This window comes from Halobaculum rubrum, from assembly GCF_019880225.1.
Lineage (GTDB): Archaea > Halobacteriota > Halobacteria > Halobacteriales > Haloferacaceae > Halobaculum > Halobaculum rubrum.
Genome location: NZ_CP082284.1, coordinates 1,226,367 through 1,248,312, shown reverse-complemented (window position 1 = coordinate 1,248,312; position 21,946 = coordinate 1,226,367). Strand labels below are relative to the sequence as shown.

The window sequence follows — 21,946 nt, the reverse complement described above, 5'->3', positions numbered from 1 at the left end:
CCTCGGAGCCGCGCGCAAAGTACGTTCGGAACCCGGAACGGACGGCGGCTTCCGAGCGTGCGCTGTGGGGTGTTCGGCTACTCGATGTCGACGCGGCCGCTCGTCGCCGAGCGGAGTCGATCCCGCAGTTCCGGCGCATCGGCGACGGGCACGCGCGCCTCGAAGGCGACTTCGGCGTCGTAGTCGGCGTCGAACTCGACGCCCGCCGACTCGAGGATGCCGCGGACGGTGCCGGAGTCGTCGTACGCGACGGTGGCGGCGACCCGCTCGTGGGGCGCTTCCTCGACGACGCCGGCGGCGTCCAGCCCCTCCTTCACCGCGCGGGAGTAGGCCCGTGCGAGCCCGCCGACGCCGAGGTTCGTCCCGCCGTAGTAGCGCGTGACGACCGCGACGACGTTGCGGATCTCCTGCTGTTCGAGCACGTTCAGCGCCGGCTTGCCCGCGGAGCCGGTCGGCTCGCCGTCGTCGTTCGCGTACTCACGGAGCATCACCTCACCGGGCGCCGTGGACGGGCCGCCGTCGCCCGCGGGGACGCGGTACGCGGGGACGTTGTGGGTGGCGTCGTCGAACTCAGCGCGCACCTCGTCGACGAACGCCTCCGCCGCGTCGACGGTGTCCGCGGGCGCGAGGTGGCCGATGAACCGTGACCCCTGCACCGTGAACTCCGCGGACGCGCGGCCGGCGGCGGTGCGGTACGTGTTGGGGGTCTCCATGGCGACTCTTACCGACGCCGGGTGAAAGGGTTACTCGTCGCCGGCGCGGTCGTCCCCGGCGACGGCATCGACGTCCGGACTCCCGTCGGCGGTTCCGGCCGCTCGCGGGTCGGCGACGAACAGCGTCAGGAACACTGCCGCGCCGACGGCCTGCGCGACGACCGAAACCAGCGCGATCGGATCGCTCGCGAGGTGCGCGGCGATCTCGCCGACCGGGTCGCTCACGTCGTGACTCGGGAGGAGGCCGCCGTGATCGGTGAGGTGCCACCAGGCGTACCCGGCGGAGTAGGTGAGCAACACGCCGGCGCTCAGCGAGTAGAGGCGCCGGTTGTGTGACCCGCGGACCACGAGGGTCGCGAGCACGACGAGCAGCAGCGCCGAGGGGACGAACAGGTACGGTCGTGGGTCCCGGAACGACAGTATCGGGAGGTAGACGAACAGCCGCGGGAGCCCCTCGACCAGATGGATCGCCGCCGAGACGAGCGCCGCCTGTACGCCGAGCACGCGCAGGAGGCTCGCGGTTCGGTCGTCCATGCACCGACCTCGGCGGGTCGCAGTGAAAGCGCCGTCGGTTCCTCAGAACTCGACGCTTCGGACGTACTCCAGCTCGCGGATCGACACGAGGAGGTCGCCCGGAAGCTCCTCGTCGGTGATGAGATACAGCTTCGGCTCGTCCGCGAACTCGGGGTCGTCGGAGAGCACCTGTCGCAGCGAGAGGCCGGCGTCGGCGAGCAGCCCCGTGATCTCGGCGACGATGCCGGCGGCGTCCGGATCGCCGACCTCGACGGTGAGCACGGTGAGCCCGAGCACCGGCGCCAGGTCCATTAGGCTCGGCACCGAGGTGATGTTGGCGAAGATCCGGCGTAGCTCCCCGTCCTCGCGGATCGCAGTCGTCGTCGCGTCGACGACCCGGCGGTCGACGCCCGCCTCGCGGGCGATCCCGGTGTCGGGGATCTCGATCCCGCCGGAGACGACGCGGCCCTCCTCGTTGACGGAGAACCCCCGCGCGAGCAGGAGCCTGACCACCGCCTGCTGCCCCGGCGACCCCTCGAACTTCCCCAGGATCTCGTCGAACATCGTTGTCCATCATCGCCCAGCGACGGGCATAACTGTTCGGTGTTGGGCGATCGAACGTCGTTTCACTCCCCGCTCGTCATCGTGGCCTCGCTTCGCTCGGCCACGCCCTGCTCACGGTTCGCGCTGCTCGCCGTTCGCTTTCGAGGCTTCCCTTCGGTCAGCCTCGCCCTGCTCATGGCTCGCGCTGCTCGCCGTTCGCTTTCGAGGCTTCCCTTCGGTCAGCCTCGCCCTGCTCATGGCTCGCGCTGCTCGCCGTTCGCTTTCGCGGTCTCACTTCGTTCGACCGCGCCCACAACGCCCTTGTCGGCCCCCACCCACGCTCCGCACATGCGCGAACTCGACTGCGACTTCTGCGGGGGGACGGCAGCCGGCGCCTACGAGGTCCTCCCGGCGGATCTCGACCCATCCCCCGACGAACAGGTGCGCGTCGTCCTCTGTGGCTCCTGTCGGGAGACGCTCGACGACGTGTTGGCTCCCCTCCTCGATCGCCTCGGCGCCGACGGTGCGGGCGACGACCACTCGTTCGCCGCGGACGCGGCCGACCACTCGTCGTCCGCGGCGGGCGCGGACAGTGACGGCGACGACGACGCCGACGACTCGGGGATCGCGCTCGACATCGCGGGGAGCGTGACGGCCCCCGAGAAGTCGAACTCGAAGCCGGGGACGCCGAACGGCGAGAGCACTACGAAAGACGCCACGAAAGGCGCCGCGGAAGACGCCACGAAAGACGCCATGGGGGACGCTGCGGCGGTCGACACCGACCCGACCGACGATCCGGGCGCGACGGAGCCGTCCCGGGAGGAACCGGCCGACTTCCGGAAAGTGATGCGATTCCTCAACAACCGCGAGTTCCCCGTCGACCGGGCCGAGGTGGCCCAGTTCGCGGCCGGCGCCTACGACCTCGAGGACGAGGACGTACGGGAGATCTTCGACTACGCGATCGAGCGGGGGGTCCTCGTCGAGGAGAACGGCCAGTTGCTGAAGGCATAGCGGACTCGGCGAGTCCGCTGTCCGTCCGGCTCAGAGATCACCTTTGGTGCTTGGCGTGTCGCTGCGGCGGTCGTCGAGGCGGGTCGCGTCGTCCAGCGCTCGCGCGAGCGCCTTGAACAGCGCCTCGACCTCGTGGTGGGCGTTGACGCCGGTCTCGATCTCGGCGTGCAGCGTCACCCCGGCGTTCATCGCCAGCGAGTACGCGAAGTGCCGTGCCATGTCGCTGGTCAACTCGCCCACCGCCGCCTGCGAGAACTCGCCGGAGAACTCGACGTACGGCCGGCCGCTCACGTCGACGACGACGCCCGCGACCGCCTCGTCGAGCGGCACGCGCCGGTCCGCGTAGCGGCGGATGCCCCGCTTGTCGCCCAGCGCCTCCGCGAACGCCTCGCCGAGGGCGATCCCCACGTCCTCGACGGTGTGGTGGTCGTCGATGTGGGTGTCGCCGTCGCAGCGGACGGTCAGATCGAACAGTCCGTGCTTCGCGAAGGCGGTCAGCATGTGGTCGAAGAAGCCGACGCCGGTGTCGATCTCGCCGTCGCCGTCGCCGTCGATCGCGAGCGTGAGGTCGATCTCCGTCTCGGCCGTCTCCCGACTGACGGCCGCCGTGCGGTCGCTCATGCCCGAGGCCTCGGCGGCGCCGGCCAAGACGGTTCCGGCTTCGTCGGTCGCCGTGCCGGACGTGCGCCCTCGGCTCCGCTGTCACTGCCGTGCCGTCTCGCAGTCGTCCACCGCCCGCCTGCTGCCCGGCTACTGCTCGCCCGGCGTCGGCCTGCTGCTCACCCGGCATCCGTCTGGCGGTCGTCTGACGGCTGTTCGACGGGGATTCAAGTCGATCCATGTGAAACGACAACAACATACATGGACGAAGCACTCCCGGCAGCGATCGTGTTCGCCGGGGGCTCCGTCTCGCTGTCGTCGGCGACGGACGCGGGGCTCGTGGTCGGGCTGGTTCTGATGGCGGCCGCGACGGTGCTGGCGGTCGCGTACGCGTCGCGACGACTCGGGGACTGAGCCGTCGTCTCAGGTCGACTGCGCCTCCGCGAGGGTGAACCGACCCTCGTACAGCGCGGTGCCGACGACGACGGCCGCGGCGCCGGCCTCGCGCAGCGCGCGAACGTCGTCGAGCGTCGTCACGCCGCCGGAGGCGACGACCGGGATGTCGACGGCGTCGACGACGCGCTCGACGCTCTCGCGGTTGATGCCCTCCAGCTGTCCCTCAACGTCCACGTCGGTGAACAGGATCGCGCCCGCGCCGAGGTCCTCGTAGCGGCCGGCGGCCTCCGCCGGATCGAGGCCAGTTCCTTCCGTCCACCCGGAGACGACGACCTCCCCGTCCTTCGCGTCGAGGCTCACCATCACGCTCCCGGGGTGCTTCTCGGAGATATCCGCGACGATGTCGGGGTTCTCGACGGCGGCGGTGCCGAGGATGACGCGGTCGACGCCGCGACCGAGGAGATCGAGCGCGCCGTCGGCGGTGCGGATCCCGCCGCCGAGCTGGACGGGCACGTCCACCGCGTCGAGGACGGCGTCGACGGCGGCGGCGTTGACGCGCTCGCCCTCGAAGGCGCCGTCGAGGTCGACCAGGTGGAGCGTCCGGGCGCCCTCGTCGATCCAGCGTCGGGCCGCCTCGACGGGGTCGCCGTAGCGGGTGGCGGTGCCGCGCTCGCCCTGCACCAACTGGACGACCTCGCCCTCCTGCATGTCGACGGCGGGGATCACCTCGAACTCCGGGAAGTGAGTCATGCGATGGCCTGCGTCGGGGCGGCTGGTAAGTCGTTCGTCACCGGCGACTCTGGACGCCGGGGGCCGGGGCGGACCCCTCTGCTATCCGTGCGTCGCGTCCCCCCGTCGCCGTGTTTATGCGCCGACCGCCCGCACGACTCACCCACGCATGACGGTCTACGAGTCCGACCTCCCGGGAGTCGGGAAGAAACACGAGATCGAGTTGGACGGCGACGAGCGACTCGTCGTCGTCACGCACAACACCGGTAAACGCGAGGTGTTCCGACGGGTCGACGAGGCCAGCGACGCCGAGAAGCTGTTCGAACTCTCGGACGGGCTCGCGCGCACCGTCGGGACCGTGCTGGAGGGGGCGTACTTCCAGCCGGTCGCCACCGAGAACATCGACACGGTCCTCGGTGACGACGCGCTCATCGAGTGGTACGAGGTGCCCGAGAACTCCGAACTCGCGGGCGAGACGATCGAGGCGGCCGACGTCCGCCGGCGCACGGGCGCGTCGATCATCGCGGTCGAACACGGCGACGAGGTGACGCCGAATCCCGACCCCGGGGCGGGCGTGCGCGCCGGCGACACCGTCGTCGTCATCGGCTCGCGCTCGGAGGTCGATTCCTTCCAAGCCACGTTCATCGACTCCGGCGGCGGGAACGGGGTCGACGGCGACGTGGTCGACGGATCCGGCGACGGCGGGAACTGATGGCGGCGGGCTCGACCGCCGCCGGTGAGCTTCACGGTCTGCTCGCGCTCGGTGTCCTGATCGCGGCCGCGACGCTCGTCGCCGCGGCCGGCCGGCGTGTCGGGATCCCGACGGTCCCGCTGTACGTCCTCGGCGGGGTGCTCGTCGGCCCGCACGTCGCCGGCGCCGTCGGGCTCCCGTCGATCGCGCCCGCGGAGGTACTCACGCTCGCGGAGGTCGGGGTCGTCCTTCTCCTGTTCTTCCTCGGACTGGAGTTCAGCATCGACCGGCTGATCGCCGCCCGGAAGAAGCTCTCGACGGCCGCCGCCGTCGACCTGTTCGTGAACTTCCCCGTCGGCGTCGTCCTCGGCCTCCTGTTCGGGCTCGGCCCGCTCGGGGCGTTCCTCGTCGGGGGGATCGTGTACATCTCCTCGTCGGCGGTGATCACCAAGTCGCTGGTCGACCTCGGGTGGATCGCCGACCCCGAGGCCGAGCCGGTGCTCGGCGTCCTTGTCGCCGAGGACCTCGTCATCGCGGTCTACCTCGCGCTGGCGGTCGCGCTCGTCGCCGGCGGTTCGCCCGTCGACGCGCTCCCGCGGATCGCCGTCGCGCTGGGCTTCCTGATCGCGCTGGCGCTCGCCGCCCAGTTCCTCGCGCCGTGGCTCGCCCCCTACCTGGGCACGAGCGACGAGGACCTCGTCGTCCGGACGCTCGCGGTCGCGCTCGTGATCTCCGGGCTGGCGCTGTCGGTCGGCGCCAGCGAGGCGGTCGCGGGCTTCTTCGTCGGCGTCGGTGTCGGCGCCACCCCGCTGCACGACCGCGTCGCCGACCGGATCGCGCCGCTGCGGGACGCGTTCGCGGTCGTGTTCTTCGCGTGGGTCGGGCTCAACACCGACCCCGTCGCCGTCGCGGGCGTCGCCGCGTTCGTGCTGGTGGCGGCGGCACTGTCGGGGCCGGCGAAGGTCGTCAGCGGCGGGATCGCCGGCCGGCTGTACGGCCTCTCGCCGCGGCGCTCGCTGCGGACCGGGCTCGCGCTGGTGCCGCGCGGGGAGTTCTCGCTCATCATCGCCGCGCTGGCGGCGACCTCGCCGGACCCGACGATCGCCCGACTGATCCCGGCGTTCGCAGTCGGCTACGTGCTCGTGATGTCGTTCGCGGGCACGCTCGCGATGAGCGAGGCCGACCGGATCGAGCGGCTGGTCGGCGTGACGGACGGTTGATCCGGCGCTGTCACGGACGGCGCCCCGATCGCCGTCCGGACCGCGCGTGTCGCCGGACCGTCCCGGTTTTCACCGCTGACCACGGGTGCGAAACCGTCAAGTCGACCGCCTCACTGTCGAAAGCTATGAGCGAGACGGTCGTCGCCGACTTCGTCGGTCGGTTCTTCGCGCCCGGGATCGAGGGCGACCCGCCGACGGGTCGGATCATCCTGAGTCGGCGACGGCTCGTGCTCGCGGCCGACGGCTACAAGGAGACGATCCCGCTGTCGTCGGTGTTCGACGTGAAGGTGGGACAGGTGCCGCCGGAGATGGCCGGCTACTTCAACGACACCGTCACCGTCGCCTACCGCACGGACGATACCCGCGGCGTCGCGGCGATCGAGGGGAACGACACCAACATCGACCGCTTCGCGACGGTGCTGTTCAAGGTGCTGCTCAACGGGACGAAGGCGCTGGTTCGGCATCCGGCGAAGGTCGGCGGGCGCGTCGTCGAGACGGAGACGCACACGGCCCGCCTCGACGTGACCCAGGGCGCGCTCTCGTTCGAGGGCTGTCCCGAGCCGTTCACGGTCGACCTGCGCGGCGTCGTCTCGGTCGAGCGCAGCCAACGCGACCTCGGCAACGGCACACACCCCGTCATCTCCTTCCGGCACATCGAGGGCGGCACCGCCGTCACCTCGCAGGTCGGCATGAGCTCCGGGCGGCTCACGAACATTCTCGGGCGGTACATCCGCCTGCGCTACGCCGACGTGAAGGAGGAGCTGGAGGACGTCGAGTTGGGCGAGGAGGAGACGGAAGTGCTCGTGGCCGCCTACTCGGCCGGACCGAGCGTCTCGCTGTCGAAGGTTGTCGACATCGAGCCCCAGCGGCTCACCATGCTCCTCAACGGTCTCATCGACGAGGAGCTGCTCGTCGACACCGACGAGGGGACGAAACTCACCGCCAAGGGCCGGGTCATCGTCGGCCAACGGATCGAGAGCGTGAACACCTGACGGACGTGTGCGGTTGACACACACCCGCGCTGAAGGGCGAGGCTTCCCGAGCGTTGGGATACAACGGTTCACAACCCACCTGTCCTCTCGGGTGTCAGACGGGTCCTGCGATCGGGAGGAGCGCGAACGTCGCATAGGAGAGTGCGGTCGCGAGAGAGGGGCCGATAATCCAGAACGCGACGAACCGGACGACGGAGGAGGGGTCGAACAACCGCTGGACGTCCCGCAGGTTCTCGGGGTCTTCTTGGCCGACCGGAGGGACTTCGTCACCGGTCTCGGCGGCGACCGCACCCGCCGAGATCTCGCCTTTGACGTTCCCTTTCACGAGACCGGTCACTGCTGTCGGACGGGTTGCCCGTCCCCATCCGAGACCGACGATGCACATGACTGTCGAGAGTGCGAGACTCATCGGGATACCGAGAGCCGACGCCACTGTCGTAATGCTCGCGGCAACGGTCATCACGATCGCGGCTGCCAGTAACGGCAGCTGAGTGAGATCGTTTCCGACGGACTCCATCGTCCGTCGTGCGATGGTGAACGCACCGAGACCGATCGCGACAGTCCCGAGCACAACGGCGGTATCGACGCCGATCAATCCGCCACCGACGAGTGGCGCGACCGCGTTCGCAACGTTGCTCGCACCGGCGCTGAACGACATGTAACAGGCGATGGCGAGTACCAGTCCCGTACTGACTGCTTCACGAGCGGTGGTTCCGGGTCCCAGTTCCGGTGTCGGTACGATCCCCGACCGGTCGAGCGTGAACAGCGGGCCGCTGGACTGTTCGAGGGCGAACTTCTGATCGAGGTAGGGGTAGAAGTACCGACCGATGACCGCGCCGAACCAGAACCCGACGACCGGCGCAATGAGCCACCACACCATAATCGAACCGAGCACGGCGAAATCGAGCCGCCCGGTTGCGAGTCCGAGACCGGCGATCGCTCCGACCGCCGTCATCGAGGTCGAAACGGGAACGCCGTAGAGGTTAGCGAGCAGCATTCCGAGTCCGATAAACCCCAAGATGACGATGCTCACCTCGGCAGAGAACACTGTCCGTGGGACGAGGTCGCCACCGAGCGTATCGATGACGTTGCGTCCGACCGTCCAGCCACCGAGAAAGACGAAAAACGTCATCAGGGCGGCCGCTGCGGTTTTGCTGACGATGCGTGCCCCCACGGGCGGCCCCCACGCGACGCCCGTCGATGACCCTCCGATGTTAAATCCGACAAAGACAGCCGCCAGGAGTGCGATCAGTAAGAGCACCGAAACCATACGATCGCTTTTGGATCACGGACGCGTAGCTGTTGTGATTCCACTGAGCGGTTCACCCGGGGCGGTCAGACCGGTAGCCGATCCGTCGAGCCGCCGTACAACAGGTCAGACCGCTCGCGTTCTTCTCCCGATGGACGCTGGACCCGCTCGGCGAGAGCCGCGAGCCGCAAGCTGACGGCGATCGGGCGGGCAGGTCCGCGCCGGGGAGGCCGACGAGCGATCTCGGCCGGACGACCGATGTCGATATACGAACGGGCGCGCTCCCTCACTGCTCGTTCATCGCCTCGCTGGCGATGTTGCGTCCGCGGGGCTCCAGGGCGACCTCGCGGCGGGTGCGAACCTCCTCCAGTACCTCCGCCTCGATGAGTCGATCGAAGATCTCCTCGACCCGGTCGACCTCCATCCCGAGGAAGTTCGGCACCTCGAACGAGGAGACGCCCGAGTACAGCGCCATCAGCACCTCGCGTTCGGACTCGGACAGCTCGACGGCGCCGCGGTTGCGGTCGTGGCCCTGCTCGAGGTACGACTTGACGACCGCGACCAGCCACGGTTTGCCCGAGAGGTACGTCTGGACGCTCGTCCCCCCGTCGTCGGTGTGTTCGGCCTCGATGACCGGCGCCTTCTCGTCCATCACGGTCCGCTCTGTCTCCTCCAGCGTCCCGATGTCGTCGAGTTCGAGCCGGACGAACGCGCCGCTTTGCTGGGCGACCGAGATCCCGTCGGCCTCCACCTTCAGGCGTGCCTGCTCCCACTCGGTGTCCTGCACGACGCCGCCTTTGATCGCGGGATGGCGCGCCTTGATCACCTTGCGGTCGAGGAATGCGCGATACAGGTCCGTCCGAAACTCCTCGTGCTCCTCGGCGGCGACGAGGAACACGTCGTCGCCGATCCGGAGGCTGACGTAGTTGGAGACGCGCTGTATCTCCTGGTTGGCGTCGTACCGGCCGCCGATCCCCTCGACCGACGACAGCGCGATCGTTCGCTTGCCGCCGTTGCCGACGAGGACGATCCGCTTGTTCGAGAGGACGATCCGGCCGTTGGTCCACCCGACGTCGTTGAGCTTTCGCCCGGCCTTCATCGCCTGCGCGAACTTGCCGCGGGTGTCCGCGACCTTGTACTCCTCGCCGCCGCTCTGCTGTCCACCACCGCCGTTCTGCTGCCTGCTGTCGCTCACTGTCTAACACCTCCGAGCTTCGACAGCGACGCGAACGCGCGCTTGCGGATCTGCTTGTCCACGTCGCCGTCGGTTATCATGTCGAGCGTCTCCTTCGCGCGGTCGCCGCCCACGTCGCCGAGGGCGTACGCCGCCTTCGCCCGCGCGTCGACCGACGCGTCGTCGTCGTTCACAAGGTCGATGAGCGTCGACTCCACCGCGAGCCCCTCCAGGTTGGTGATGCTCGTCGCCGCGAACTGCGCGGTCATCTTGTCCTCGTCGTCGAGGGCGTCGACGAGCGCGTCGAGCACGTCCTCGGGCGGCTCCGCGCTCGTCACCCGTCCGAGAAACCAGACGGCGTTGCGTCGCTGGCGCGCCTGCGTCGCGTCCTCCAGGATCTCCACGAGCGGACCCGTCACCGTCTCGTCGTCGGCGTCCTTGAGTTCGGAGACGACCGCGTCGCGCACGGCGTGGCTCTGTTTCGTCGGCGCGTTCGCGAGCAGTTCGATGATCGAGAACACCGCCGCACGGCGCACCGTGTCGTGCTCGTCCGCGAGCGCCCCCGCCAGCTTCGGCACCGGCTCCGCCGAGCTCGCGTTGCCGAGCGCCGATGCCGCGAGCCGCCGGAGGCTGACGTTCTCCTCGTCCAGCAGGTCCAACAGCGCCGCGAGCGCCTCGCCGCTGGCGATGGAGCCGAGCGCGTCGGCGGCGGCCGACTTCACCGCGGGGTGGTCGTCGTCCAGCCGCTGCTTCAGCTGTCCGACCGCACGCGGGTCGCCGATGCGTCCGAGCGCGAGACAGGCCCGCTCGCGAACTCTCGCGTCGGGGTCGTCGAGCCGCTTCGCCAGCGGCCCGACGGCGTCCTCGTCGCCCATTCGCCCCAGCGCGTTCGCGGCGGCCATCCGGTACTCCGGGATACTCGCGCCGCCGAGTACCTTCGCGAACGCGCGGACGGCCGCCCAGTCGGCGGCGTCCGGGTCGACGCCCGTCTCCTTGGCGATGAGCCGTTCGAGCCCGTTGCCGCCCAGTTCGTCGAGGCCGTCGACCGCCGCCGCGCGGACGGCGTCCTCCTCGTCGTTTCGAGCGAGGTGGATGAGCACGTCGACGGTCCGGTCGTCCTCGGGGTCGCCCACGTCGCCGAGCATCTCGGCGGCCCGCCGGCGCACCGCGGCGCTGTCGCTGTTCTTGGCGGTGTCGGCGAGCTGCTCCATGTCCCCGTCGCGGGCGAGCGTGTACAGCGACATTATCCCGTGTACTGGTAGATGCGACTGCGTTTCGCGACCGGCTCGAACTCCTCGCGCATGTCGGGGGGCACCGTCTCGGTCTTCCCGAGCACGAGGTAGCCGCCCGGCCGGATCGAGTCGCGCAGGGTCTCGAACAGTCGACCCTTGTACTCGCTGTCGATGTAGATCAGGAGGTTCCGGCAGAACACCAGATCCATGTCCGCCTTCGGCCCGTCGCGGATGAGGTCGTACGGCTCGAAGGTGACCCGCGACCGGACCGACTCACGAACCCTGAAGACGCTCTCCTCCCGTTCGACGTACGTCTCCGGGTCCGACAGCGGCGACAGCTCCTCCCCGATGTCCGTCGTCCGCGTCGTCTCGTACACGCCCGCGCGAGCGGCGTCGAGCGCCTCCTCGCTGATGTCGACGGCGGTGATCCGGAGACGGCGCTCGTCCACCTCGTCGTCGTCGTCGGCGAGCATCGACAGCGAGTACGGCTCGCGGCCGTCCGCACAGGGCGCGCTCCAGACGTCGACGCCGGCACGCCCGTTCTCCTCGGAGAGGTCACGCAACACCGGGCGCAGGTCCGCCCACATGTCGGGGTCGCGGAAGAACCCTGTGACGTTGATCGTGAGCGCGTCCAGCAGCGCCTCGCGCTCCTCGTCGTCGTCCTCGAGGATCGCGCGGTACTCGGCGTGGTCGTCGGCGTCGCGTCGCTGCATCCGCGCGGCGATCCGCCGCCCGAGGTACGCCTCGTTGTAGTAGCCGGGCTCGAACGGAACGCGGTCCTCCACGAAGTCGATGACGCCCTGCAGGTCGCCGTCGTCGCCGCGCGCGCGGCTCATCGCCGCCCCCCGAGTGTCTCCACGTCGAGGATGCTCACCACGTCGCCGTCGCCGAGGACGGCCGTCCCCGACAGCCCGGGGATCCCCGAGAGAATCCCCTCAAGCGGCTTCACGACGACCTCCTCCTGGTGGAGCACGTTGTCGCAGTGGAGCGCGACCGGACGCTTCTCGTCGTGGATCCGAAGGAGCATGCCGTCCCCGTCGCCGGCGTCGTGGTTCCGGGAGTCGGCGTCGTCGTTCCCGCCGTCGGCGAGGGCGTCGTCGGCCCCCCCGGCCGCGCCGGCCGCGCCGGCCGTATCGAGCACCTCGCCGAGCCTGAGGACCGGGTATATCTCGCCGTCGTGGCGGACGATCTCGTCGCCGTGGGCCACGTCGATGCCGTCGGCCCGGCTCACCTCCGCGATGTTCTTGATCGGAACGCCGTACTCGACGCCGTCGACCTCGATGAACATCACGCGGACGATGGCGACCGTGACGGGCAGTTTGATCTCGAAGCGCGTCCCCTCGCCGGGCGTCGAGTCGAGGCTGACGCTTCCGTCGAGGTCCTTCACCGTCGTCCGGACCACGTCCATCCCGACGCCGCGGCCGGACACGTCGGTTACCTCGTCGTTGGTGGAGAAGCCCGGGTGGAAGACGAGTTCGCGCGCCTCCGCGTCGGACATCGCCTCGACCTCTCCGCGGGATTTCACGCCCTCCTCGACGGCCTTCTCGCGCAGCGCGTCGGCCTCGATGCCGCCGCCGTCGTCCTCGACGACGATGGTGACGTGGTCGCGCTCGCGGTCGGCCCGCAGCTCGATGGTGCCGGTCGGGTCCTTCCCGGCGGCCTCACGCTCCTCGGGGGACTCGATGCCGTGGTCGACGGCGTTGCGGAGGATGTGGACCAGCGGGTCGCGGATCTCCGTGAGGATGGTGCGGTCCAGTTCGATGTCGCGGCCGTCGATGTCGAAGTTCACGTCCTTCGACTGGTCGCGCGCCAGGTCCCGCACGAGCCGGGGGAACGTGTCGACGACCGCCGACAGCGGGATGAGCCGCATGTCCATCACCGTGTCCTGGAGGTTCGTCGAGATCTTGTCCAACTCGTCGAGGTTGTCGGAGTCGATGTCGGCCTCCTCCATCTCGCGACGGAGCTTGATCCGGCTCGTCACCAGCTGCTCGACCAGCCCGTACAGGTCGTCCAGCTGCTCCACGTCGACCCGGACCGACGAGATGTTGTCCGACGACGACGTGTTCGAGCCGCCGCCCCCGCCGGATCCGGAGTCGGACGAGGAGTCCCCGTCGTCGTCGCCGTCATCGCCGTCCCCGGCATCCGCGGCGGCCGACGCCTCCGATGCCTCGCCGTCGGTCGCCTCCGGGTCGGTGTCGCCGGCGTCGTCGCTCGCGTCGTCGCCCGCATCGTCGCCCGTGTCGACGGTCGCATCGTCGCTCGCGTCGGCGGTCGCATCGTCACCGGGAGCCGGGTCGACGGCGTCCACGTCGACCGACTCGACCTGGCTCACCGCGTCGACGCCGGCCTCGAGGGTCGCGCCCGCGTCGGCGACGACGTACAGGTCGAAGGTGTCGTCGAACTCGCCCTCCTCGATCGCCTCGCGGTCGGGGTCGCACGACAGCCCCCCGAAGCCGTCCTCGACGGCCTCCAACACGAACATCGCGTCGATGCCGGGCATGTCCGCCCCGCCGAGATCGACGCGGGCGCGGTAGATCCCTTCGTCGTCGCCGGGGGACAGGTCGTGATCGAACTCGGGATCCACGGCGACCGCGTCGTCGCCGCCGTCGTCGGCTCCACCATCGGCGCCGCCGGGGTCGGCAGCCGTGTTGTCGTCGGAATCGCCGGCGTCGGACTCCGTCACGTCGTCGCTGGCCTCGGACGCGCCGTCCCCGTTCTCGGCGTCGAGCGCGTCAGCGCCCTCCTCGGCCAGCACTCGAAGGTCGTCCTCCACGCCGGTCGGGTCGATGCTCGTGTCGCCCGACTCGTCGATCTCGCCGAGCATCGCGTCGAGCAGGTCGACCGCCTCGAACAGGCGGTCCATCAGGGCCCCGGACACCGCCATGTCGCCGCCGCGGACCTCGTCGAGGAGGTCCTCCATCGCGTGCGCGAGTCCGGAGAAGTCGCCGAAGCCCATGGCCGCGGCGTTCCCCTTCAGGGTGTGGGCGGTCCGGAAGATGGCGTCCATCGCCTCCGAGTCGTCCGGGTCCGACTCCAGCGCGAGCAGGGAGTTGTTCAGCTCCGTGATCCCCTCCTCGGACTCGCGGACGAACGCACGGACGTGTGCCTCGCTCACGCGGACCACCTCCGGTGGGCCGTGTGCGCTCGACGTGAATCGTCGTCGCTCACGCGTTCTCACCCGTGATTCCCGCGGCGATGTCGTCCAGCGGCAGCATCGAGTCGACCACCCCGGTGGCGGCCGCGCGCTTGGGCATCCCGTACACCACACAGGAGTCTTCGTCCTGCGCGAGCACGCGGGCGCCGGCCCGCGAGAGCGCCTGGACGCCGTCGCTCCCGTCGCTGCCCATCCCGGTGAGGATCACGCCGATCAGCGGGTCGTCCACCGCCTCGGCGGCCGACCGCATCGTCACGTTCACCGACGGGCGCACGCCCTCGCCGCGCTCCTCGTCGATAACTGACAGGCGAAGCCGGCCGTTCCGGGCGTTCGTGATCTCCAGGTGGTGCCCGCCCTTGGCGACCGCCAGCTCGCCCCGGCCGAGCCGCATGCCGTCCTCGGCCTCCCGGACCGAGAGTTCGCAGGCGTCGTCGAGCCGGTTCGCGAACCGCCCGGTGAACGCCTCGGGCATGTGCTGGACGACGACCCCGCGGAGGTCGGCGTCGCCGGGCAGCGCCGAGACGACCCGCTCGACGGCGTCCGGCCCCCCGGTCGACGAGCCGACGATCAGGGTCGTGTTCGGCTCGACTGTCGCCCCGGCGGAACCGTCCGCGGACGACGCGTCCGGCGACGCCGGCGTCGCCCCGCCCTCGGCGGCCGTCGCGGCCTCGTTCCGTCGCCCCGCCCGCGAGACGTCCGCGCCGGCGACCGATCGAACGGTGTCGACGAGCTGCTCCTCCAGCCGGGAGACGCCCATCGACACTTCCCCGCCGGGCTTGGCGAAGAAGTCGACCGCGCCCGCGTCCAGCGCGGCGAACGTCTCCTCGGCGCCCTCGGCGGTGTACGCCGACAGCATCAGCGTCGGCGTCGGGTTCTCGGCCATCAACCGTTCGACCGCCTCGATCCCGTTCATCTCGGGCATCTCGACGTCCATCGTCACCACGTCGGGGTCGGTGTCGGCGACGACCGACAGCGCTTCGCGCCCGTCAGCGGCCTCGCCGACGACCTCGACTCCGTCGGACTCCAGGATGTCCGCGATGAGTCCCCGCATGAACCGCGAATCGTCCACCACAACTGTCCGCGGCGCCCGCGCGCTCACGGCGCACCCCCAGCCGGTCGTGCGGCGTCTCGAATCATGCTCTCGCCTACCGATACGCCGTTATTGAAGTCATCGTCCCGAATCTCACCGCTGATACCTCGTGCGCTACCGTTAAGCGCGCGGATTCGAGGATCGCTTGTATGGCAAGCAGTCAGCGCACGGCCGACGACGACGCCGTCTCCGCCGAGGAGACGACGCAGGTGCTGGAGTTCGGACTCGGCGACGAGACGTACTGTCTCGACATCGCCTACATCGACGAGATCGTCGACGCGGGCGATCTCACGGCCATCCCGAACTCGCCGCGACACGTCGAGGGCGTGATGGACCTGCGCGGCAAGACGACCACGATAATCGACCCGAAGACGCTGCTCGGCGTCACCGGCACGGGTGCCCGCGAGCGGATCATCGTGTTCGATCCCGAGGAGGTCGACGACGGCGGCACCGTCGGCTGGGTCGTCGACGAGGTGTTCCAGGTTCGCGACGTGACCGCCGATCAGGTCGACGAGGCGACGACCGCGGGCGACGACTCCGTCCGCGGTATCGTGAAGGGCGACGACCGCTTCGTCGTCTGGGTCGAACCGCACACGGAGTGAGCACGCTCCCACAGAAGTATCACTGTTGAGTATCGGGGGGTAGTCCTTATCCGATCCCCCGATCCGTGGTGTGGTATGCGCGTTTCGAGCGGCGTTGCGGGATTCGACGACCTCGTCGGCGGGGGACTCCCAGCCGAGCGGCTCTACGTCGTCTGCGGACCGCCCGGAAGCGGGAAGACGACGTTTTCAGCACAGTTCATCGCCGAGGGCGCCGCCGCGGGCGAGCGCTGCCTGTTCATCAGCATGCACGAGAGTCAGGACGACCTCGAACGGGACATGGCCGCCTACGACTTCGGCTTCGAGGGGGCGCTCGATTCCGGGTCGGTGACGTTCCTCGATGCGTTCTCCTCGGAGGGGAAGCGCTTCTTCGGCATGCCCGGGGACCGCCGTGACGTCAACAGCGTCACCAACCGGATCAGTTCGTTCGTCGAGTCGCGTGACATCGACCGGGTCGTCATCGACTCGACGATGCTGCTGCGGTATCTGCTCGACGACGACGACGACACGACCATGCGGTTCCTCTCGGCGCTCAAGCGAACGGACGCGACGACGTATCTCATCTCCGAGATGACGGACCCCACGGCGTACGCCGACGAGCACTTCCTCGCGCACGGCGTGGTGTTCTTCCACAACTACATGGAGGACGACGGGATGCGCCGCGGCGTTCAGGTGGTGAAGATGCGCGGCGCCGACGTCGACACCGACATCCAGGATCTTCGATTCACCGGCGACGGCCTCGTCGTCGGCGACGGCCGGACAGTCACCAACTGATGTACGAGACACGACTGGGAACCGACTGGGAGGACATCTCCGGAACCGAGGCCATCCGTCGGGCGTACGCGCTCGGCGTCGCGGCCGCGTTCGGCTACGAGAACCGCGAGGAGTTCGACCGGCTCCGCGACGCGCTCGATACGTCCTACGACCGGAGCATCATCGACCTCGCGTACCGGGAGGGAAAACACGAGGCGGAAGTGATTCACGACGACAGCGAGGCGACCGACGGCGACGCCGTCTGGAAGCAACTGATCGAGGGTGACGGCCCGTCCGGCGAGCCGTCCGACCCCGGCAGCTCCGCGAACGGATCGCCGGTCGACCGGCCGACCACCGCCACGGAGTCGCCGTCGGCGCTCGAACGCGCGGGACTGCTCGAGGGTGGGGAAGACCTCGGCGCGCTCGGCTTTCCCGGGTTTCTCGGGTCGGAACCGAACTCCGGATATCCGGATGATGAGTCGTGACTCGGCGTCGGACGGATCGACGGACCCGCCCCGGTCCAAACCGACGGGCACACCACGGTCCGGATCGGTTGCCGTACATCCTACCGACCGCGTTGACTGGTTCAACCGCAACGGCGCCGCCGGGCGCGAGCGACGAACGCCGCGCTCCGATCGGCCGTGACGGAGGAACGCTGTGAGCTTCTTCCGATCCGAACTGCCGTTTCCATCGGTTTGGACAAAAGTTTTAGCTGTCCGACGCATGCTGACGCGTATGTTGGAGGACGCCCCGCTGTCGCTCGATGACGGCGGGGGAGGTGAGAGTCTCCTTATCGCCGGTCCACCCATGACCGGCAAGTACGCGCTCATGCTCCGCCTGATGGCGGAAGCCGGCGACCGCGGCGTCCTCATCACCACCGGGGATCCCGTCGAACAAGCTCGCGCGGACTACGCGGAAGTCGCCGGGGTCGCACCCGAATCGGTCGGCGTCGTCGACTGCGTCTCCAAGCAGCAGGGCGGCGAGCTCGTCGAGGACGACCTCGTCAGGTACGCGTCCTCCCCGAAGAACATCACGGACATCGGGATGAAGTTCACCGACCTGTACGAGGTGTTCCGCGAGACGGAGGGATCCGTGGGTGTCGGCATCAACTCGCTGTCCGAGCTGTTGATGTACCTCGATCCGCAGGACGTCTACCAGTTCGTCCGTGTGCTCACCCGACAGACCGAAAACGAGGGGTGGACGACCATCGCGGTGATCAACTCGACGATGCACGACGAGCAGACGCTGCACACGATGTACGAGCCCTTCGACACCGTGATCAACACCCGCGAGGAGAACGGCGCCCGCGAGCTCCGCGTCCGAAACCGGACGCAGACGGCGACCGCGTGGACGACGTTCTGACGCCGACTTCCTTCCGGCTGGCGACGGATTCGTTCCGACGCTGACTTCAGCGGTTCCGAGCGCATCCGTTTCGTTACGACACTTGACTCCCAGCGCCCCCACCCTGCGGCAGTCCCGGCACCTGAACACGCTGGGAACTACGTCGGACACACCTCTACCCGCGGCGGCCGGGTCGATAGCAGTATTCAGTATCGCGGTATTCAATTTATCGAGGTCGACCGTCGCCCTTACACCGGACCCCGTGGATCGTCCGACAATGGCCGAGTTCGACCCCGAGCTGTTCGAGGACAAGTACGCGAACTACTTCTCGGAGCTCCAGCGGGCGTACAAGAACGCCTTCGAGACGATGAACGACCGGTTCGACTCGGAGCTGATCCACGCCATCGACCAGCAGATCCTCAACGAGTCCGAGCCGTTCTACGACGCGGACAGCGGGGCGTTCACCGTCGAGCTCCCCGAGAACCCGACCGAGCGACTGACCGCCATCGTCGTCGACGACGAGAAGCTGACCGAGACGCTCGATCGGTACGTCGCGGAGATCGAATCGGAGCTGTACCGCGTCTTCGACCTCGAGCGGCCCGAGGATCGGTGATCGCACGACCGCGAGACCCCGCCGAGCACAAGGTTGAAACCCTCGTGCCGCCAAGCAAACGGTAATGAGCGCCGACTCTCAGGACGACGGCGGCGAGGACGAACTGCGCGAGCGCGTGACGAACTTCCTGCGCCGCAACTTCCCGCAGATCCAGATGCACGGCGGCAGCGCGGCCATCCAGCATCTCGACCGCGAGACAGGAGAGGTCCACATCTCGCTGGGCGGCGCCTGCTCGGGCTGTGGCATCTCGCCGATGACGATCCAGGCGATCAAGTCCCGGATGACCAAGGAGATCCCCGAGATCAAGCAGGTCGTCGCCGACACGGGCATGGGGTCGGGCGCCGACGGCGACCTCGGCGGCATGGGTCACGCCGACGACGGCACGTCTCCCTCGTTCCCCGGCGAGTCCTCGGACGGCGAGGACGACGAAGGGCCGCAGGCGCCGTTCTGATCGGGCGACCCGTCTCGGTTTCTCTCTCTCTTTCGTCTTCGACTCCCGTAGCGACTCGCTTGTTTCTCGCAGGGCGTCTCGACCGACAACCCGTGATTCCGGAGCCGTGCACCCGTCTCTCGGCCGCCCTCGTCGTGTCGCACGCCGACTGTGCTCGCCGATCATGAATCATATATCGCGATATCGAATCTAACTCCGACCGGATCCCGGTGCCGTCTCGGCGCCGTGCAGACCAGAAGAGGGATTACTCGCGAGCGGAACTCGGGAGACATGAGCGACGATTCGCCCGAGAACGTGCTGTTCGTCGTGCTCGACACGGTCCGGAAAGACCGGCTCGGGCCGTATGGCTACGACGGGGGGACGACGCCGGGGCTGGACGCGTTCGCCGAGGAGGCAACGGTGTTCGAGAACGCCGTCGCGCCCGCGCCGTGGACGCTCCCGGTACACGCGTCGCTGTTCACCGGAATGTACCCGTACCGCCACGGCGCCGACCAGGAGAACCCCTATCTGGAGGGGGCGACGACGCTCGCCGAGACCCTCTCGGCCGAGGGGTACCGGACGGCCTGCTACTCCTCGAACGCCTGGATCACGCCGTACACCCACCTCACCGACGGCTTCGACGACCAGGACAACTTCTTCGAGGTGATGCCCGGCGATCTCCTGTCGGGGCCGCTCGCGAAGGCCTGGAAGACGATGAACGACAACGAAGCGCTCCGGACGGTCGCCGACAAGCTCGTCTCGCTGGGCAACGTCGCCCACGAGTACCTCGCGAGCGGCGAGGGCGCCGACTCGAAGACGCCCGCGGTGATCGACCGCACGAGGTCGTTCATCGACGACAGCGAGGCCGCCGGCGACGACTGGTTCGCGTTCATCAACCTGATGGACGCGCATCTCCCGTATCACCCGCCCCAGGAGTACGTCGACGAGCACGCCCCGGGCGTCGACTCGACGAAGGTGTGCCAGAACTCCAAGGAGTACAACGCCGGCGCCCGCGACATCGACGACGAGGAGTGGGCGGCCATCCGGGGCCTGTACGACGCGGAGATCGCCCACATCGACGACCAGCTCACGCGATTGTTCGACTGGCTGAAGGAGACCGACCGGTGGGACGACACCGCGGTCGTCGTCTGTGCGGACCACGGCGAACTCCACGGCGAACACGACCTGTACGGCCACGAGTTCTGCCTGTACGACCAGCTGATCAACGTCCCGCTCGTGATCAAGCACCCGGACCTGGAGGCGGACCGCCGCGCGGACACGGTCGAGCTCCTCGACACCTACCACACGGTGCTCGACACGCTGGACGTCGAGGGCGGCGCTCCGGCCGCCACTGGCGAGGAGGCGGTCGCGCTCGACCGCACGCGCTCGCTGCTGTCGGCCGACTACCGGGAGTTCGCCGGCGTCGACGAGGCCGACCGCGACCCGGGACAGCGCGCGTCACCCGGGGGAGAGTTCGGCTTCGTCGAGTACTCTCGACCCGTGGTCGAACTGAAGCAACTGGAGGAGAAGGCGTCGAGCGCGGGGATCGAGTTGCCCGAGGACTCTCGGTTTTACTCACGGATGCGCGCGTCCCGCGCCACGGACGCGAAGTACGTCCGCATCGACCGGATTCCGGACGAGGCGTTCCGGCTCGACGAGGACCCCGAGGAGAACAGCGACCTCGCCGACGGCGAGGATGATCGGGTTGCCGAGGCCGAGGCCAGACTGGGGAAGTTCGAGGCGGCCGCCGGCGGCGCGTGGACGGATGCCGACGACGCCGAGGTGACGGACGACTCGCTGGCGGAGATGGACGAGGAGGCGACCGAGCGGCTTCGCGATCTGGGCTACGTAGAATAAGCGCCGGTTCAGGGTCCGTACTGTGCTTTTTGACAAATTCGGCATCAGATAATCGCCAACAGTAGTCGGGATTCAGAGCCTATCCTGTGGTTCGGCCGACAGCCGTTCACTCCTCGACCCGCTCCCGTTCCCACGCCCGGAGGAGGTCGGCCATCGTTCGGTTCGTCGGCGTGTCGATCCCCGCGGCCGCGCCGTGGTCCACGACGGCGCCGTTGATCGCGTCGACCTCGGTCCGACTCCCCGACTCGACGTCCCGGTACATCGACGAGCGGTTGGCCCCGGTCTCCGCGACGACGGTGTCGACGGCGGCGACCGCCTCGTCGTCGGCGAGGTCGACGCCCCCGGAACGGGCGACGCGCGCGGTCTCACGGGCGGCACGGTGAGCGACCGAACGGCCCGGTCCGTCCGCGAGCGCCCCGTTGGACACGCGCGCGAGCGCGGTCACGGCGTTGATGCCGGCGTTGACGGCGAGCTTCTCCCAGCGTCGCCGCGGCATCCCCGGGTCGGCCGTGCAGTCGAGGTCGGCCCCGCGGAACGCGGCGGCGACGCGCTCGGCTCGAGGGCTCGCGGCGTCGCCCCCGTCGCCGTCGAGCCGGTCGTCCGCGAACTCGCCCACGTGGATCCGCCCGATTCCGGTGCAGCGCACCTCGCCCGGGCCGACGAGCTCGGCGCCGTAGGTGGCCGAGCCGGCGAGGACGCGGTCGCCGAGGGCCTCGGCGAGCGTCTCCTCGGAGAGGCCGTTCGACAGCGAGCAGACCACCTCGGGGTCGCCGCCGGCGAGCGCGCTTCCGGCCGCCTCTGCATCGTACGCCTTCACCGTGACGAGCGCGAGGTCGCAGGTCAGGTCCGCGGGCGTCGGATCGGTCGTCGCTCGCGGCCGGGTGTGTGAATCGAGTTCGCCGACGACGCGCAGGCCCTGCCCGGCGACGCGGCGGGCGTGCGGGTCGCGGGCGACGAGCGTGACGTGGTGCTCGCGCGCGAGCAGTCCGCCGACGAGACTCCCCAGCGCGCCGGCGCCGAACACGACGATGTCCATGTCTGCGGCT

The 21,946-nt window shown here is 69.2% G+C and carries 24 protein-coding genes; 12 read left to right on the top strand and 12 right to left on the bottom strand.

Translation table 11 applies throughout. The features are described 5' to 3' along the window. Window positions 1-77 precede the first annotated feature (77 nt). Genes K6T25_RS06565 through trpY form a run of 3 tightly spaced genes read right to left on the bottom strand, consistent with a single transcriptional unit; the run spans window position 78 to window position 1,790 of the window. On the bottom strand, window positions 78-713 hold the full coding sequence (locus K6T25_RS06565) for an IMPACT family protein (RefSeq protein WP_222917447.1): 636 nt from the start codon (window positions 711-713) through the stop codon (window positions 78-80). A gap of 30 nt (window positions 714-743) precedes the next feature. Then, complete coding sequence (locus tag K6T25_RS06560) at window positions 744-1,247, bottom strand: hypothetical protein (protein WP_222917445.1); 504 nt, start codon at window positions 1,245-1,247, stop codon at window positions 744-746. A gap of 42 nt (window positions 1,248-1,289) precedes the next feature. Further along, window positions 1,290-1,790: a TrpY family transcription regulator gene (gene trpY, locus K6T25_RS06555; protein ID WP_222917443.1), complete on the bottom strand. Its 501-nt coding sequence runs from the start codon at window positions 1,788-1,790 to the stop codon at window positions 1,290-1,292. Between the two features lie 327 nt (window positions 1,791-2,117). Here trpY and K6T25_RS06550 point away from each other — a divergent pair, with 327 nt between their 5' ends. Further along, window positions 2,118-2,780 carry a hypothetical protein gene (locus tag K6T25_RS06550; RefSeq protein WP_222917441.1) on the top strand — a complete coding sequence of 221 codons (663 nt, stop codon included), beginning with the start codon at window positions 2,118-2,120 and terminating at the stop codon, window positions 2,778-2,780. 30 nt (window positions 2,781-2,810) lie between these two features. On the opposite strand, the gene hisB is transcribed toward K6T25_RS06550, so the two are convergent. Beyond that, window positions 2,811-3,401 (bottom strand): imidazoleglycerol-phosphate dehydratase HisB, encoded by a 591-nt coding sequence (hisB, locus tag K6T25_RS06545; RefSeq protein WP_222917439.1) that lies wholly within the window; start codon window positions 3,399-3,401, stop codon window positions 2,811-2,813. A 240-nt stretch (window positions 3,402-3,641) separates the two neighbouring features. On the opposite strand from hisB, the gene K6T25_RS06540 reads away from it, so the two are divergent. Beyond that, on the top strand, window positions 3,642-3,794 hold the full coding sequence (locus K6T25_RS06540; protein ID WP_222917438.1) for a hypothetical protein: 153 nt from the start codon (window positions 3,642-3,644) through the stop codon (window positions 3,792-3,794). Between the two features lie 9 nt (window positions 3,795-3,803). On the opposite strand, the gene hisA is transcribed toward K6T25_RS06540, so the two are convergent. Then, a complete protein-coding gene (gene hisA / locus K6T25_RS06535) occupies window positions 3,804-4,526 on the bottom strand; it encodes a 1-(5-phosphoribosyl)-5-[(5-phosphoribosylamino)methylideneamino]imidazole-4-carboxamide isomerase (RefSeq protein ID WP_222917437.1) in 723 nt (240 codons plus the stop codon). Between the two features lie 148 nt (window positions 4,527-4,674). Here hisA and K6T25_RS06530 point away from each other — a divergent pair, with 148 nt between their 5' ends. From K6T25_RS06530 to K6T25_RS06520, 3 genes are all read left to right on the top strand, one after another. Beyond that, complete coding sequence (locus K6T25_RS06530; RefSeq protein WP_222917436.1) at window positions 4,675-5,217, top strand: cation:proton antiporter regulatory subunit; 543 nt, start codon at window positions 4,675-4,677, stop codon at window positions 5,215-5,217. Beyond that, window positions 5,217-6,416, top strand: a complete 1,200-nt coding sequence (locus K6T25_RS06525) for a cation:proton antiporter (protein ID WP_222917435.1) — start codon at window positions 5,217-5,219, stop codon at window positions 6,414-6,416. Before K6T25_RS06530 ends, K6T25_RS06525 begins: the two co-directional genes overlap by 1 nt. 125 nt (window positions 6,417-6,541) lie before the next feature. Beyond that, window positions 6,542-7,408 carry a CheF family chemotaxis protein gene (locus K6T25_RS06520; protein ID WP_222917434.1) on the top strand — a complete coding sequence of 289 codons (867 nt, stop codon included), beginning with the start codon at window positions 6,542-6,544 and terminating at the stop codon, window positions 7,406-7,408. 94 nt (window positions 7,409-7,502) lie between these two features. Here the strand turns inward: K6T25_RS06520 and K6T25_RS06515 are convergent, their stop codons facing one another. From K6T25_RS06515 to cheB, 6 genes are all read right to left on the bottom strand, one after another. Next, window positions 7,503-8,678 (bottom strand): inorganic phosphate transporter, encoded by a 1,176-nt coding sequence (locus tag K6T25_RS06515; RefSeq protein ID WP_222917433.1) that lies wholly within the window; start codon window positions 8,676-8,678, stop codon window positions 7,503-7,505. Window positions 8,679-8,943: 265 nt separating this feature from the next. Beyond that, complete coding sequence (locus tag K6T25_RS06510) at window positions 8,944-9,756, bottom strand: CheF family chemotaxis protein (RefSeq protein ID WP_222917897.1); 813 nt, start codon at window positions 9,754-9,756, stop codon at window positions 8,944-8,946. Window positions 9,757-9,848: 92 nt separating this feature from the next. Then, window positions 9,849-11,075 carry a HEAT repeat domain-containing protein gene (locus K6T25_RS06505; protein WP_222917432.1) on the bottom strand — a complete coding sequence of 409 codons (1,227 nt, stop codon included), beginning with the start codon at window positions 11,073-11,075 and terminating at the stop codon, window positions 9,849-9,851. Beyond that, entirely contained in the window at window positions 11,075-11,899 is an 825-nt protein-coding gene (locus tag K6T25_RS06500) for a CheR family methyltransferase (RefSeq protein WP_222917430.1), read from the bottom strand. The genes K6T25_RS06505 and K6T25_RS06500 overlap by 1 nt, the downstream gene beginning before the upstream one ends. Next, the gene (locus K6T25_RS06495) at window positions 11,896-14,178 is read right to left on the bottom strand and encodes a chemotaxis protein CheA (protein WP_222917429.1); all 2,283 of its coding nucleotides are present in this window, start codon (window positions 14,176-14,178) and stop codon (window positions 11,896-11,898) included. The genes K6T25_RS06500 and K6T25_RS06495 overlap by 4 nt, the downstream gene beginning before the upstream one ends. 49 nt (window positions 14,179-14,227) lie before the next feature. Continuing rightward, window positions 14,228-15,268: a chemotaxis-specific protein-glutamate methyltransferase CheB gene (gene cheB / locus K6T25_RS06490; protein WP_240009241.1), complete on the bottom strand. Its 1,041-nt coding sequence runs from the start codon at window positions 15,266-15,268 to the stop codon at window positions 14,228-14,230. 188 nt (window positions 15,269-15,456) lie between these two features. Between cheB and K6T25_RS06485 the strand changes: the two genes are divergently transcribed. The 7 genes from K6T25_RS06485 to K6T25_RS06455 all read left to right on the top strand — a co-directional run bounded on the left by K6T25_RS06485 (window position 15,457) and on the right by K6T25_RS06455 (window position 20,900). After that, complete coding sequence (locus K6T25_RS06485) at window positions 15,457-15,909, top strand: chemotaxis protein CheW (RefSeq protein WP_222917425.1); 453 nt, start codon at window positions 15,457-15,459, stop codon at window positions 15,907-15,909. A 75-nt stretch (window positions 15,910-15,984) separates the two neighbouring features. Next, window positions 15,985-16,680 carry an RAD55 family ATPase gene (locus K6T25_RS06480; protein ID WP_222917423.1) on the top strand — a complete coding sequence of 232 codons (696 nt, stop codon included), beginning with the start codon at window positions 15,985-15,987 and terminating at the stop codon, window positions 16,678-16,680. Beyond that, complete coding sequence (locus tag K6T25_RS06475) at window positions 16,680-17,144, top strand: DUF8057 family protein (RefSeq protein WP_222917421.1); 465 nt, start codon at window positions 16,680-16,682, stop codon at window positions 17,142-17,144. Before K6T25_RS06480 ends, K6T25_RS06475 begins: the two co-directional genes overlap by 1 nt. Window positions 17,145-17,394: 250 nt before the next feature. Next, a complete protein-coding gene (locus K6T25_RS06470; RefSeq protein ID WP_222917419.1) occupies window positions 17,395-18,021 on the top strand; it encodes an RAD55 family ATPase in 627 nt (208 codons plus the stop codon). 256 nt (window positions 18,022-18,277) lie between these two features. Next, on the top strand, window positions 18,278-18,613 hold the full coding sequence (locus K6T25_RS06465; RefSeq protein ID WP_222917417.1) for a DUF5783 family protein: 336 nt from the start codon (window positions 18,278-18,280) through the stop codon (window positions 18,611-18,613). A 64-nt stretch (window positions 18,614-18,677) separates the two neighbouring features. Further along, window positions 18,678-19,064, top strand: coding sequence for a NifU family protein (locus K6T25_RS06460; protein ID WP_222917415.1), 387 nt, complete (start codon window positions 18,678-18,680; stop codon window positions 19,062-19,064). A gap of 270 nt (window positions 19,065-19,334) precedes the next feature. Continuing rightward, the gene (locus K6T25_RS06455; protein ID WP_222917414.1) at window positions 19,335-20,900 is read left to right on the top strand and encodes a sulfatase; all 1,566 of its coding nucleotides are present in this window, start codon (window positions 19,335-19,337) and stop codon (window positions 20,898-20,900) included. A 106-nt stretch (window positions 20,901-21,006) separates the two neighbouring features. Here K6T25_RS06455 and K6T25_RS06450 read toward each other — a convergent pair whose 3' ends face one another. Then, the gene (locus tag K6T25_RS06450) at window positions 21,007-21,936 is read right to left on the bottom strand and encodes a ketopantoate reductase family protein (RefSeq protein ID WP_222917413.1); all 930 of its coding nucleotides are present in this window, start codon (window positions 21,934-21,936) and stop codon (window positions 21,007-21,009) included. Window positions 21,937-21,946 lie beyond the last annotated feature (10 nt).